This is a genomic window from Chryseosolibacter indicum (assembly GCF_018598585.1).
Taxonomy (GTDB): Bacteria; Bacteroidota; Bacteroidia; order Cytophagales; family Cyclobacteriaceae; genus Chryseosolibacter; species Chryseosolibacter indicus.
The window spans coordinates 1-15,015 of record NZ_JAHESD010000036.1 but is presented as its reverse complement, the minus strand read 5'-3'; the positions used below and the strand labels follow the sequence as shown (position 1 = coordinate 15,015).

Sequence of the window (15,015 nt, the reverse complement as noted above, 5' to 3'; positions counted from 1 at the left end):
GAATAGAAAATAAGGCTGCTTAAACTATGGGAACATTAACATGCCGTTCCGCATGATATGAAGACCTAACCAAAGGACCCGACTCCACATAGCGAAGTCCTCTTTTTAAGCCTTCTTCCTTGTACATTTCAAATGTTTCCGGATGAATAAATTCAATTACTTCATGGTGTAGCTTTGTAGGCTGAAGATATTGACCAAGGGTAAGTATTAGTAATCCGTTATTAGCTAAGTCGTCCATAGCCTGAAGAACCTCATCTTTGGTCTCGCCTAAACCGAGCATAATTCCAGACTTGGTTCGTTTTCCTGCTTCACGGATTCTTCTGATCTGTTCTAAACTTCTTTCGTACTTGGCTTGTGGTCTTACATTTCTGTATAGCCGGCCCACCGTTTCCATATTGTGCGAGACAACTTCCTGGCCCCCCTCTATCATTCGGTATAATGCATCCCAATTACCTTTGGTGTCAGGTATAAGGGTTTCTATGGTAGTTTCGGGACTTAAGTTTTTCGTTTCAACAACAGTCTGATACCAAATTTCAGCGCCCCTGTCTTTAAGTTCATCGCGGTTTACCGAAGTAATAACAGCGTGTTTTACCTGCATCAATTTGATGGCTTCAGCAACCCTTTTAGGTTCTTCCACATCATATTCGGTAGGTCGGCCGGTGGCAACAGCACAAAAAGTACAGCTTCTTGTGCAAATGTTACCAAGAATCATAAAAGTGGCTGTTCCGGCTCCCCAGCATTCACCCATATTTGGGCAATTACCGCTTTCACAGATCGTATGAAGTTTATAATTGTCAACCAATTTCCTAACCCGGGCATAATCAGGGCCAACCGGTAATTTAACCCTAAGCCAATTTGGTTTGCGTTTACGTGTCTCCTCCTGAGTAATTACGGGTAGTTCAATCATGACTTATAGCGTTACAGATCTGATATAGAAACAGCAGACGCTGTAAATTGGTTTATTTTATTTGCCTATGAGGCTTTTATATTCTGCTGCAGAAAGTAGATTTTCTGGTGCACCTTTCAGCTCTACTTTTACCATCCAGCCTTCTCCGTATGGGTCTTCATTAACTTTTTCAGGGCTTCCATCCAGAATAGGATTCACCTCGAGGACTTTGCCTGCTACAGGCATGTATAGATCGGAAACTGTTTTTACAGCTTCTACGGTACCAAAAACATCTTGTTCTGATAATTCCTGGCCTACAGTTGTAATATCTACATATACAATGTCACCTAGTTCGCTTTGGGCAAAATCTGTAATACCAACAATTGCTTTATTGCCTTCAATCTTGATCCACTCATGATCTTTGGTGTATTTCAGGCCGTCAGGGATATTCATGTTACTTATAATGAGTTATAATTTTGCCAAAAATAGCGGAAGATTATAATAAAGGGAAATTGGGTAGTGAGATTATTAGTAATGTCAAATGCTCAATTTGCTAAAAATGAGCGTATTAAGTTAGATAATAAAATTAATTAGGAACAATTGCACATGGCAAATTTTGCTCGATTGCCTAACTTCAGTGCGTCACTTATTGAGCCAAGCTAAATCTTACCTGAACGCCAAAACGGGTGGTTGTCCTTCTGAAGGAAGTAGTGACCACGGGTTCGTTAATAGTACGTTCGAAATAGCCTTGTAGTGTGAGCTTCTGATTAACTACATAACTGATATTCGGCCTTAGTTGGAAATTAATGTTTCCATTTGTTATGGTGTTAAGTTCGTCCACTTTACGTTGAATGGTTTTGCTGTTTGTGATCGTAACATTCATTCTAAACGTAACATCATTTTTAAGAACAATTGTTCTTCCCTGCGATTTGAAGGGAAGCTTCATGTTATTTTTGGTGTAGCCAAGCTCAAAAGAAACATCTTTACTGTTAAGCTCTGTGATTTGAGCATTAGAAATGTTTAAGGCTAAATCTCGTTTTGTCTTGTACTCAGCCCGCGCAGTAAGACGGCGTTTTGTTCTCACGTTAATACCCACCAACGGAGCAAATTGCTCAGAGATCATGACCTGAGATATAACATATATTGGTACATACCTTCCTGTTGCGTCTACCTCCCCTAAGTAATCAACATTATAATCCTCTATAGGGCGATTTACACTTACTTTGCTAGGATCAGAAATAACTAAAGAGTTAGTATAATTCATCACGGAGTAGCTTGATTGATATCCGTGAGAAATAGTGACTGATTGGAATATATCCTTAAATATGTCCATCTTACTTAATCCTGTGTAGTCGACTCGCCAGTTAGGCAGGGGAGTTGAAGGGAACGGAGAAAGGCTTACCGCTCTTGCATTTTTGCCACTATAAGCTGCAATGAAAGCAGGGATTACAATGTCCTGATTGGTCGAATCAAATTCTTTACCACCATGTGCAATACTGAATCTGTTTCTGATGATGTCCAAATTCTCTTCGAATTTACTAAACACTGCAGACTCGGTATCATCGTTACTTCCATCGAACGCAGTTTTAATACTGAGGAATGAAATTCTATAACTTCCGCTCCGTGTAGGATTTAAAGAAGCAAAGCCAGTTTCATCCGCGAATTTATTTGATGGATCAAACCTAAAAATTTCCTGATATGATGTAGAAGTCTCTTTTTTAATATCGAGCTGTATTTTAAATTCAGAAGAAGGTTCTATGTTGGCCCTGATAGAAATGTTCTCGTCTTTTACCTGTGCAAAAGGAGTTGTTAGTTCAGGAAGATTTGTAAGCCAACCATTTTCTGCAGCTCTTTTTCGAATGTTAGGATTTTGACTTCCCAGTATAAAATCCCATCCTGGCGCGTTCCAATCCTTGTCCATTCCAAAAAGTTTTGGTGTAGGAGTAAAGCCAGGCAGAATTGTACCTTCAGTTAAGGTATAGGTAGCATTGATAGAACGTAGTGACATTAAAAGACGTAAGAAGCCCTTTACAAACTGCGGTGTTGTTTTTACCGTGTCTGGAGCTGCCGGTCTGGTTGGTACCGGCCTTCCCGATTGTGGCCTGGTCGAAGCTGGCCGTGGAGGCGTATTTAGGTCCTTAAGAAACTTGACTTTATTGTATAATTTAACAAAGTCAATCTTGCCACTTACATTATTGTCTCTGCTGTTTTGTATAGTGTTTTTAAAATCAAATTCGTCGGGCAGGTCATCTACAATGCCTCGGCTTTCGGCTACATCATCTGGCAATGCATTAATCGGACCCGCCTTCCAGTTATAGCTTGCCTGGAACCGATATTCTGCGCCTAGCCAATCAGTAACAGGAAACTTATCAAAGGGAACAGTGTAGTTTAAGGTTACCATCTGGTCGAAATTTTTCATCCTACCAAATCGTTTCAGGTTGTACATCACACTATCTCTGTTTTCTCTCGTACTTATGTCTCCTTCTGGTTCATCAATAATAGCATTTGCTCTTGAAGTATATTCCAAAGTAAGGCCTTTGGATAGAGCCCAACGTACATTGTATTGTCTGTTAAAGGTAAAGTACTTGAGGTAATTAGGTGGAGATAGCACAAATGATCCATACGCTCCCGTCGAATTTCTGTATACTTTTTTGCTAAACGATCTGTCGAGATCTCCACGAATGGAAATACTTGTGGGAAGAAGACTGAAATTAAATTCCTTGATGAACTTTAAATACGGGGAGTTAAATGCACTGCTGTTCTTAAAAGGTTCAATTCCCGTAGCTTTTGGCGCAAAGTTATAGGCCACTGATCCACGGTATTGTTTTAATGTCGACTCCTGCGTCAGGAAGTTTGTTTGGTTCGCTTCACTGTATGAATAGCTAAACGAAAGGTTTTCGATATCATAGATATGCGTTCGGGCGTCTTGCTTAACTTTGGTCTTTCGCACGTTCACAAAATTCAGGCTCCTCCTTGTAGTCTTATCCTGAATAAGTTTCTTAAAGTTCTCACGATCTTCCTGAGTAGGTAATGATTTAAGAGCTGCCTCGAGTCTCATATCAGGATTAGCAGGGTCGTAGTTCGGATTTACTGTAGTATTCTCGTAACTCACAAACATTGGAATTTTAATACCTGTGTTTCCAGGAAGAAGTTTATCAACATTTACATTTGCTGAAATATCATACGCTGTGGTCTCATCACGGGTTCTCTCACCAATCTTCGAACTCACACTACCAAAACCATAAGTTGTATAGCGCAGTGCGCCTGTTAGTGTTGCAAAGTCAGCAAGCTTCGCGTTTACAGTAGTAGTAGCCGCCCATCCTGCTGTTCTGTCGAAATCAGTAACACGTAATTCATTAGCCCATATACAGGCTGAGTAAGAGCGGTTGTCCTCACTTCTCGGGTTGCGCACTCCGATCATCATTACCTGGATACTACTCATATCCGGGCGACCAAAAATGCGTATCAAATGTTTCCCTACTGCTTTTGGACCTTCTCTTGGATACGATTCTCCTGTAGGAAATTGCTCTCGGTCTCTTGAGGCTTTTAATGCGTAGAGCTCGTTGAGGTCAAGGTCTATTTCATTTTCTTCGGGCCAAACAGCACGCGCATCGGTGTTATTAGGATCAGAGATTTTTAAAGGAATCTCTATCTCATAATAGTTTTGATCGAAGTCTGTACCAAGTCTTAGAAAAGCGTGCAATTCATTGTCTGGGGCAAGACTATTGGCATGTAAGTACATTTTAATCTTGCCGTAGTTAAAAAGATCAAATCCACTGGTTTTATAGATAGCACGGGCATCTCCATCTTTCAATTCGTCGACACATACCTGAACAGATTGCTCATTAAGTTGTCTTGCAACACTTGAAGTGTTATCGCGGTCTCTCACCACGCCAGGAGGAATTGTATAGGCAGAAAGTGGTGTTTGCTCACCTTCATTCTTAAAACCATTTTCTTCCAGGTTTACAACAGATACTGTAAAATCATCATTGGGTTCAATATCCGGGTTCAATCCTGTACGAAGATCTTCATTGTATTTTCTCCATTTACTTCCAACAAACCTGAAGTTTGCAAGGCGAAGAACCACAGGTTCCTGAAAGCCTGTAAGAATCATTCGCATGTAACGGATAGACTTAAACCCGCTCATGTTGCCTACTATGCTTTTCCGTCCGCGTATAGGAATTCTAACAAGGTACCACGTAACTAATTCGTTCGACCCATCCGGGAAGGATGGTCGTGTAGTAATTTGATCAACGATATATCCTTTTCCTGCCTCAAGGTTTGATTTCTTAAGATCAAAAGCATATTCATAGTATTCTTCAAGCTCGTTGAGGGTATTGTCAACATTGATGTCCTCGTTATCTGGCGTTTGAGTGCCCGACCTTGCTATACGATCGTTTCCAATAATCGGAGAGTTGCCATCCATGCCATTGATGTTCTTATAGCGCTCCAACAACTGTGCATTGGTGTTGTCGTACGTTTCGTCAAGATAAAATCTAAAGTCATCGCCGGATGGGTCAGTAAGATCACTAAACTCAGTAAAGAAGGAGCGCTCCTGCTCAGAAGATATCCCGTCTAAACCAACGTCCTGGTTGGTGCGGGCATTCGGTGAATTGTCAAACGCGTTATTTAAAAACTGTTCGTTCGTTACATAACCCCACTCAGTTCTTTGTACTGATACCTGGCCTGGGTTATTAACCCCAGTGGGAGGTAATCCATTTTCAAACCCATGCTTTGAATCAATAATAACGTCTTCAGAAATATTTCCTAACTGAAATAGCACCTGTCCTCCTGATTGCTGGTGAGTCCACTGTTCTTTTCCCCGTAGATATATTTTTCCATTCTCTCCTTCAATAAATGGATCGAGCATCCAGAATTCAATATATTCAATATTGGCTTTGTCGAAGTCGACTTCATTTTTAATGGCAGTGGTTATACCTGCCCAGTTGTCTCTGGGGTTAGCAAGCTTACCGGTGGTCTTATTGAAGTCTATGTTGTTGTAGTTATATGGACCTCTTTCATCAGGATAATAGGCAAGATCAAAAATGCTTTGGTAGAAGTTTCCCTGCTGCCTGTTATAGTAGGGGAATATTTCCTGCGGATCAACGGGTCTTATATAGTGGTTTTCGATGTCTTTCTGACTAATATTAGCGGGTCTGTTAGGGCCTCCATCGCGGTATACCATGTTGTCAATCTGATACCAGGCGAGCTTGGCTCTCTTATGCCCGGCGCTCCTGTCTTTTGAGATTACTCCGCCAGGATAGAAGCGCGAGTCATGCACTGGCGTTGAGGACAGCCTCCAGGCAAGTGGTGTCATCAACGAAATCGGAGTTGCTGAATTCTCAAAGTCATCGATATAAGCAGTTCCCTCACCATTAATTACGTTTGATGTTCCTGGAAGTAGCTGAGCAAATTCACCCGAGATAGCAAAAGAGGATTGCTCTTTTGTTTGAATGATAGGCAGTGCATCTATCATCTTTGTAAGGAACCTGCTATTCTTCTGGATGTTGAAGTCAAGGCCGTATTGAAGGTTTCTTGCTGGCTCAGTACCAACCTGGTTGCGACTTATCAGAGGTCTTTCGTTGTAGTAAAGAATAGTTGAGCCGAAATTAACATCATCATTGAGCTTGTAATCAAAACGTGAACCTACAAGGCTTCTTGTCTGGAAGGCAAACGGGTCTGATTGCTCGTACTGAACGCTAATATTCTTCCCTGATGTTAAAATACTTTCATTCAGGATGGTAACCTTTCCAAATGTGTAATCAACACTATAGTCAGTTCCTTCTGATAATGGCATACCACCCGCAAAGATTTTAACAGAACCTTGTGATACACCAAAACCCGGAATTAATATTTCACGTGCGGAGCCTGCATTGTATTGGCCAACGAGCATGAACTTATTCTTTGTTGCAAACAACTCTGCCTCTGCCTTTGTGGTGCGGTATAAAGTATCGTAAGAATATTTTTGTATTAATTGATCTCTAAATTGCGTATTGTAAGGTCTGTTGAATTCTTCACGCAGCGCTTCACTAAATGGTTCAAGGTAAGGGAAGATGATTAATCCTGATTCGGTATTTACAGTTACGCCTTCAACAAAGTCGAAGTTACCATCACGTTGCCTGTCATTCACAGGGTTTAAGAGGTCAAGTCCGAAAATCTCAACCAATTGTTTCTGACGCATCTCGGCGCTTCCTTCCTGAAATTGAGGGTTGTCAATCCCTGAGCGGTCATCGCGGTAAATAATTCTAAGTTGGAAGTTTTCTCTAGATAACTGATTTACGTTTAGCGAGTAGATGTTCTTCATCATCAGATCCCACGTGGGGATTATACGTTTCCGTTCATCACGTATATTTATCCTGCGTGGTCTTAGTAGTTTCAGGAAAATAACTTCCTGATCACCACGCGATGCATAATCTTCCGACAGTTCCCCAACTTTATAAGGTCTTCCATTATAAGTAAACTCATACGCTACTGCTAATGCTTCATCATTTTGCAGTTTGCGCGTTAGTGTTATGTAACCCAGCTGCCTGTGAAAAGTGAATTCTGTATCATTTAATCTACGTGCACTGGTAATTTTTTCGTAGTCTGTTCCATTATTTACCTCTCCAGCAAAATAGCTATCCAGTTGGCCGTTTATCGCATCGGCATTTCTGCCACCCAATTGTGTTGTAACATATTGAAACAGACTGTTTGCTTCATTTGAGTTGGCTAGGGTAGTTTGGCTGCTTATTACTGTAGCGTTATGAATTCTGGTGGGTTCGCCCAAGTCCATAAGGCCAACTACGTTTCTAAGCGTTTGTGTATCATTATTTCTGTTGAGAATATACACTTCAACACGTGTTATATTAACACCGGATGTTATTTGAGGGGAATTCTTGGTCCATTTCCGGTAGTTGTCTCTGAAGAAGTGTCCTAAAAAGAAATGTCGGTTCTCATCATAATTAGAAGCTACAATTTCAAATGGTCTTCCTTGTCCATTATTGCCTCCTGGAATATCAATAGACGAAACTTTACCGCGCTGTGTAGATGCAATGGTAGTTACATTCAATTTCCCGAATTGCATTTGTGCCTTGATACCGAAAAGATTTTGAGCCCCTTGGATTAGGGTGTTGTTGAGCGGTAAGCTTACATTTCCTATCTCAAGTTTTTGGAGGATATCTTCTTTAAAACCCGTATACTCAACTTTCATGTTGTTTTGAAAGTCGAATGAATTGTTGTTATCGAAGTTGGCTGTTACTGCCAATTTCTCACCCACCTTACCCACAACGCTCATATTAATTTGCTGATCGAATTCGAAGCCGCCATTACGTTGTTGTCGCGCAGGTATGTTGGGGTTAGCAATCCTTTGAAAAGAACCGCCAAAGTCTAAGGTAACAAAACCGCGTGGTTGGAGTTCGACATAACTACCGCCGAATATGCGATCGAGCACAGGGCTCACAAATATTTTGGGCGTAAAACCTCTTCCTGCAACTGCACTTTCGCCGTCCATTGCTCTTGCCTTGGACTGCCAGTAATCTTTAAGAATCTTCCTGTCCTGGTATTGCTGAAACTCGGAGAAGGACATACTGGTAGTAGGCCTATAGTTGAGATCACCAATCTTCTCGTATACAGTATAATTAAGCGCGGTATCGATCTCCACGTCTAACTTCATTTGATTGGGATCTTTAAGAAATAAAGGTGAAGCAGTGGTGGAATTTGAAAAAGGATCGCCGTAGCGATCAGTAGGCCTATAGGTAGGTCTTTTACTGGGTTTATATACTCCTGAGGTATCCTGTCTTGTTACACGGGTACTATCCTGCCGTTGTGAATAGCTTTCAAAAGAGAATAGACACACCAGCCATGTAACAAGGCCGAGGGAAAGCGCATTGCAATTCTTCTTTATCGTAGGCGTCAAGGTAAACTTTATTTATAATGTCAGACGGACAAAATTTACCTGGTTAGAAAAGTAAATCTGCCTACATCCAACACATACTCTCTAACACTTAAGCATTTTTAAGTGCTTGCTTTACTAAGTCTTCTAAGGTAATGGTATTTCCTGATTTTTTCAGGACTGAATCAACACTTTTCTCTGCTGTAGCCTTTGGCAGACCCAGCGTGAGTAAAGCAGATAACGCTTCTTTGCGTAGGGTATTGTGAGGCCCTAAAGAAATACTTGGGATACTCTCTTCCCAGCTTTCTTTTTTCAGTTTATCCTTTAATTCTATAATTACGCGTTGCGCAGTTTTTCCTCCTATTCCCTTAATGGCTTGCAGTGCTCCCGCGTTTTCCTGAACAATCGCTGTCTTCAGCTCCTGGCTGTTCATATAAGAGAGCATAACAATAGCGGTACTGGGGCCAACACCATTTACAGATATCAGTTGCTGAAAAAGCTTTTTCTCCGACTCCTGGCTAAAACCAAACAGTACGTGTGCGTCTTCGCGAATGTTGAGGTGGGTAAAAAGCATGATATTTTCCTGGTCCTTTATCTCAGAAAAGGTCTGTAGTGAAATATTTGCCTGATACCCAACTCCATTCACATCTACAATTACAAATGTTGGCTCTTTATGCACCAGTCTTCCTTTAAGGAAAGCAATCATAGATTAAAGCTTTTATAGTATTTTTTAAAGGTGGTCGTTCTGATCGTGTAATTGTGCATCAACAACAGCTATAGCGGCCATATTCACAATTTCCCTGATGGAGCTTCCCAGCTGAAGGATGTGTACTGGCTTTTTCATTCCCAGAAGAATAGGGCCTATAGCCTCTGCACCTCCGATTTCCATCAGTAATTTATAAGCTATGTTACCAGATGCAAGGTTTGGAAATATAAGCGTATTTGCGCCTTCCTGAGAGAGAGCACTGAATGGATATGTTTCCTGTTGAATTTCTGTATTAAGGGCTACGTTTGCCTGAATGTCTCCTTCAACAACCAACTTTGGATTTTTTGCCTTTGCTAATCGCACTGCTTCTTTTGTCTTGTCAGGAATCTCACCTTTTGACGATCCAAAATTAGAGTAAGACAACACGGCAATTCTCGGCTCCATGTTAAAGAAGCTTACACCGCGTGCTGTAAGTTCAATGATCTGCGCCAATTCTTGTGCATTAGGATCAACATTTACCGTTGTATCTGAGAAGAAGTAAGTTCCTCTTTTGTTGGTAATGATGTACATACCTGCAACACGGTTAACACCTTCGGCAACACCTATAACCTGTAATGCAGGAGATATTGTTTTCGGGTAGTCTTTTGTAAGACCTGACACCAATGCGTCTGCGTCTCCAAGTTCTACCATCATTGATCCGAAGTAGTTTCTCTCACGCATCAGACGCAGGCAATCCTGGTAGGCGAGTCCTTTGCGTTGTCTTTTCTTGTAAAGAACTTCAGCGTAACGTTTTACTGTTTCATCATCTTCTCTCGGGTAGATGATCGGGCAGTCTTCAAGGTCAAGGTCGTGTTCTTTTATTAAAGCAAGTATCTCTTGTCTGTTACCAAGTAGGATAGGATGAGCTATTCCCTCATCTTTAAGAATTTGCGCGGCTTTTAGAATTTTATGATGCGTAGCTTCTGCAAATACGACACGCTTCGGATTCTTCTTTGCTCTGTCTATGATTCTGGACATCAGCTTCTGATCGATACCGATGCGCTTCTGTAATTCGTGATGGTAAGCATCCCAGTCAGTAATTGGATTTTTTGCTATACCTGAATCTATCGCTGCTTTTGCTACAGCGGGCGATACCGTTGTAATCAGCCGTGGATCAAGTGGCTTGGGAATAAGGTACTCGCGTCCGAACTGAAGTTTGTCAGCACCATAAGCTTTTACAACCATATCAGGTACGGGCTCTTTTGTGAGATTTGCAAGCGCATAAACTGCTGCCAGCTTCATAGCTTCATTGATTTCTGTAGCGCGAACATCAAGGGCGCCACGGAAGATGTAAGGGAAGCCCAGGACGTTATTTACCTGGTTGGGATGATCTGACCGGCCAGTCGCGAGTAACGCATCGGGCCTTGTTTTGCGGGCAAGATCATAAGCAATCTCAGGGTTGGGGTTAGCGAGCGCAAATACAATTGGATTATCTGCCATGTTAAGCAGATCTTCTGGTGTAATAGCATCTGCAACAGAAAGACCTACAAATACATCAGCACCCTTCATGGCTTCCTGGAGTGTACTAACTGTCCGGTCTGTTACAAATTGCTTTTTAATATCATCAAGGTTTGTGCGGTTCTTGTTCAACACGCCCTTGCTATCGCACATAATGATGTTTTCCTTTTTGGCACCTACAGCAATGTAAAGCTTTGCACAACTTACAGCGGCAGCACCTGCACCATTCATTACGATGATAATATCTTCAATTTTCTTTTTCACTAATTCAAGCGCATTGAGCAGTGCAGCGCAAGAAATGATGGCCGTACCATGCTGATCGTCGTGCATGATCGGAATATTCATTTTTTCGCGAAGCTCGGTTTCGATTTTGAAACACTCTGGCGCCTTAATGTCTTCGAGATTTACGCCTCCGAAGGTAGGCTCAAGGGCTTTTACAATCTTTATAAAAGCATCCGGATCTTTCTCGTCAACTTCAATGTCGAAACTGTCAATGCCAGCATACTTTTTGAAAAGTACTGCCTTGCCTTCCATTACAGGCTTTGATGCTTCTGGCCCTATGTCACCCAATCCAAGCACTGCAGTACCATTAGATATAACAGCTACCAGGTTACCTTTCGATGTATATTTATAAACATCGTCTTTGTTAATTGCTATTTCTTTACATGGTTCTGCAACTCCGGGAGAATAAGCCAGCGCTAAGTCCAGCTGTGAGCTAAGAACCTTTGTGGGAACAACTTCAATCTTACCAGGCTGCCCTTGCATGTGATAATTCAAGGCATCCTCTTTACGGATTTTAATAGACATTTCTGGGTTGGTCAGTTAAAGGGCCAAATATAATAATATTAGTTAATGTCAATCATTACTAATAGTCATTGGATTTCAGGAATAGGTATCGGGGAGGAGAGCTCATCAGTCAATAGTCATTTACGCATAATGCTGCTAAAATAACAATGCCGAAATGACTATTGACTATGACTAAATGAAGATCACATACCAATTACAAGCTTCTGTCCGGGTTGGATTTTGTTGTTGTCGAGCTTGTTCATCGATTTAATTTTATCGATGGTAAGTCCTTCAAACTTTCGTGTTATTTCCCATAGCGTGTCGCCGGGTTGAACGACATAAGTTTTCTTACCATTTACTTTATGGGTTGAAGCAGATTTGGATGAAGAAGACTTAGTTGAAGCCAATACTGTACTTCTTCCGGATTGGGTTGTCCATATGTTCAAACGCTGACCTACCCTGATGTTGTTACTTCTGAGGTTGTTCCATTTTTTAAGGTCCGTCACAGTTACTTTATGACGCATAGCAATTGAACCAAGAACATCCCCGCTCTTCACTTTATATACAATACGATCACGGCCATAAGTAGAGCCTTCAGACGCTTTTGCAAGAAGCTCTATTTCCTTTTTGCCAATTTTAGATGCTGAATCAAGAATAGCATAACGGTTTTTTGCTAAAACTTCTTTTGCAGTTTGAGGAACAAGCAAGGTAAACGCTTTGGCTGTTTCTGGTATTGCATTTCTTTGAATTGCAGGATTAAGTTTTTGAAGATCTTCAACACAAGTACCTGTTAAGTTTGCAAATGTCTCGAAGTTCAGAAACTTATTGACATGAAGGGTATCGTGGCGAACAAGTCTTTCTTCTCCTTCATCATAGAAGTTATGCTCATCCAGGTAGTTCATGGTGTAAATAATAGCTACGAATTGAGGAACATAAGAGCGTGTTTCGCGTGGCAGATGCTGATAGATATCCCAGAATGTTTTTTGACTCATTCCGCCTTCCGGGTTTTTGTTTGTATATCCTGATTTTCTTATCGCACGTTTCACGTTTCCTGGACCCGTGTTATATGCAGCAAGCGCAAGCTCCCAATCGTTAAACATTCTGTAAAGATCGCGAAGGAATCTGCATGCGGCATCAGTAGCCTTTTCAGGATCCATACGTTCATCTATATACCAGTCGTGACGCAAGCCATAGAACTTGCCTGTGGCAGACATAAATTGCCATAGCCCGACAGCACGTACACGTGAAGTAGCGCGTGGATTAAGACCAGATTCTATAATGGACAAATATTTTAATTCATCAGGAAGATTATACTTTGCGAGGTATTTTTCGAAAAGCGGGAAGTATAAGTTCTTTCTCCGCATCATCAGTTTGGTGTACTCGCGATCTTTTACAGTAAAGTAATTAATGAAAGCGTGAATCTTATCGTTGTAAACAAGTGGAATTTTCTTCTGAATACAATGTAAGCGATCGCTGATAACAGCTGGGTGATCATCGCCAGGAACATATTCGAGTTCAGTTGGAAGATAGAAGTATACATAATCTGCTGTATCTTCTTTGTACATCATTTCCTCTTCAGCTTCCGCTACTTCAAGTGAGTCGATAACAAGTTCAAGATCCCGAACAGTGGTGTCAGACGATATCTGACCGAATGCGTGCGTTGAAAAAATGATCGACAACGAAAAGAAAAAAGCCTTCTTCATTCCTGGTCAATAGTCGTTAAGTAGTTAGAAAAATTTAAAAGTTTCTGTTCTTCAAAGTCATCCGCAATTACTTGCAGTCCTATGGGCAATCCATCTTTATCTTTTCCGCACGGCACTGATATGGCAGGCACTCCGACCACATTAGCCTGTACAGAAAAAAGGTCTGCCAAATACATCTCCAAAGGGTTTTCGGTGTGTTCACCTAACTTAAACGCTGTGGTAGGTGTAATTGGCATCACTATAAAATCATATTTTGCAAGGATTTCTTTCGTTTTATCGCGAATAATCCTGCGTACTTTTTGCGCTTTTGTATAATAGGCATCGTAGTAACTTGCACTTAGCACAAAGGTGCCCAGCAATATTCTACGTTGCACTTCTTTACCAAATCCTTCTGATCGGCTTTTTTTATACATCGAATGTAAATCCGTTGTATTTGGGCTTCGGTATCCATACCGAACCCCGTCGAACCTGGAAAGATTGGAGCTTGCTTCTGCCGTTGCCAGAATATAATAGGTTGGCAGAATGTACTCCATCAGTGGAAACTCAACAGGCTCTACTGAGTATCCTGATTTTTTCAGTTGATTGATCTTACGCTGAATGCTTTCCCTGATTTCAGGTTGAAGCCCGGCTGAATCATCAATTTCTTTAACGTAGGCTATTTTATAGGCCTTCCGTTCCGCAGTTAATAACTTGGAATAAGTGGGGACAGGTGTTCTGGAAACAGTACTATCGAAATCGTCTTCTCCGGCAATAACTTCCAGCACATGAGCAACATCTTCCACACTTTTACCAAAGATTCCGATGCAATCAAAAGAAGAGCCGTAAGCTACTAAACCGTAGCGTGAAATCCGCGAGTATGTAGGTTTTAAGCCAACTATGCCGCAAAATGCAGCGGGTTGCCTAACCGACCCACCTGTATCGGAACCGATGGAAACCTGGCACATATCGGCCATCACGGCAACGGCGGAGCCGCCTGAAGATCCTCCGGGTACCCTTGTATTGTCAATGTCATTAAGAACGGGGCCAAATGCGGAGTTTTCATTGGATGAGCCCATTGCGAACTCGTCACAATTTTGTCGGCCAATAATGATTGCATCGGCAGCCAGTAGACGATCTACAACTGTAGCATTATAAAGAGAAGTAAAGCCATCAAGAATTTTGCTGCTTGCCTGTAGCGGATGATCTTTATAGGCGATTACATCCTTTAGGCCAACAACAAGACCAGCAAGTTTCCCTGCTGATCCTTCTTTTATCTTTTGATCAATTTCAGCTGCGCGTGATAGGGCATCCGCTTCATACACACTCAAAAATGCATTGAGGTGTGATTTGGATTTAATAACAGAGAGGTGATGCCTGACTAATTCAAGGCACGTGAGGGTACCGCGCTGCAGATCGTTTTGTATCTCGCGAAATGTAGCGTAGTTTTTCAACGTTTTATTTTCCGTCTTCGATTTTACCCGCTGCCGTGCCGGCGTCTTCTACTTGTGGGTCTTATACACATGAGTCGCGGCCGACGCAGTTGGCTGTGTAGGTGTGGGTGGTGGGCCGGTCATTAAAAAAAAGAGTG

General features: G+C 41.6%; 7 protein-coding genes. All 7 read right to left on the bottom strand.

Annotated features, from left to right (window positions below; all coding sequences use genetic code 11):
- Positions 1-19: 19 nt before the first annotated feature.
- Positions 20-907 (bottom strand): lipoyl synthase, encoded by an 888-nt coding sequence (gene lipA / locus KK060_RS15165; protein ID WP_254154605.1) that lies wholly within the window; start codon positions 905-907, stop codon positions 20-22.
- Between the two features lie 57 nt (positions 908-964).
- Entirely contained in the window at positions 965-1,339 is a 375-nt protein-coding gene (gene gcvH / locus KK060_RS15160; RefSeq protein WP_254154604.1) for a glycine cleavage system protein GcvH, read from the bottom strand.
- A gap of 193 nt (positions 1,340-1,532) precedes the next feature.
- Positions 1,533-8,780: a T9SS outer membrane translocon Sov/SprA gene (gene sov, locus KK060_RS15155; protein WP_254154603.1), complete on the bottom strand. Its 7,248-nt coding sequence runs from the start codon at positions 8,778-8,780 to the stop codon at positions 1,533-1,535.
- 88 nt (positions 8,781-8,868) lie between these two features.
- Positions 8,869-9,462 carry a Holliday junction branch migration protein RuvA gene (gene ruvA / locus KK060_RS15150; RefSeq protein WP_254154602.1) on the bottom strand — a complete coding sequence of 198 codons (594 nt, stop codon included), beginning with the start codon at positions 9,460-9,462 and terminating at the stop codon, positions 8,869-8,871.
- Positions 9,463-9,486: 24 nt separating this feature from the next.
- On the bottom strand, positions 9,487-11,766 hold the full coding sequence (locus tag KK060_RS15145; protein WP_254154601.1) for an NADP-dependent malic enzyme: 2,280 nt from the start codon (positions 11,764-11,766) through the stop codon (positions 9,487-9,489).
- 182 nt (positions 11,767-11,948) lie between these two features.
- Positions 11,949-13,448 (bottom strand): lytic transglycosylase domain-containing protein, encoded by a 1,500-nt coding sequence (locus KK060_RS15140; RefSeq protein WP_254154600.1) that lies wholly within the window; start codon positions 13,446-13,448, stop codon positions 11,949-11,951.
- Positions 13,445-14,878 carry an Asp-tRNA(Asn)/Glu-tRNA(Gln) amidotransferase subunit GatA gene (gatA, locus tag KK060_RS15135; protein WP_254154599.1) on the bottom strand — a complete coding sequence of 478 codons (1,434 nt, stop codon included), beginning with the start codon at positions 14,876-14,878 and terminating at the stop codon, positions 13,445-13,447. Before gatA ends, KK060_RS15140 begins: the two co-directional genes overlap by 4 nt.
- Positions 14,879-15,015 lie beyond the last annotated feature (137 nt).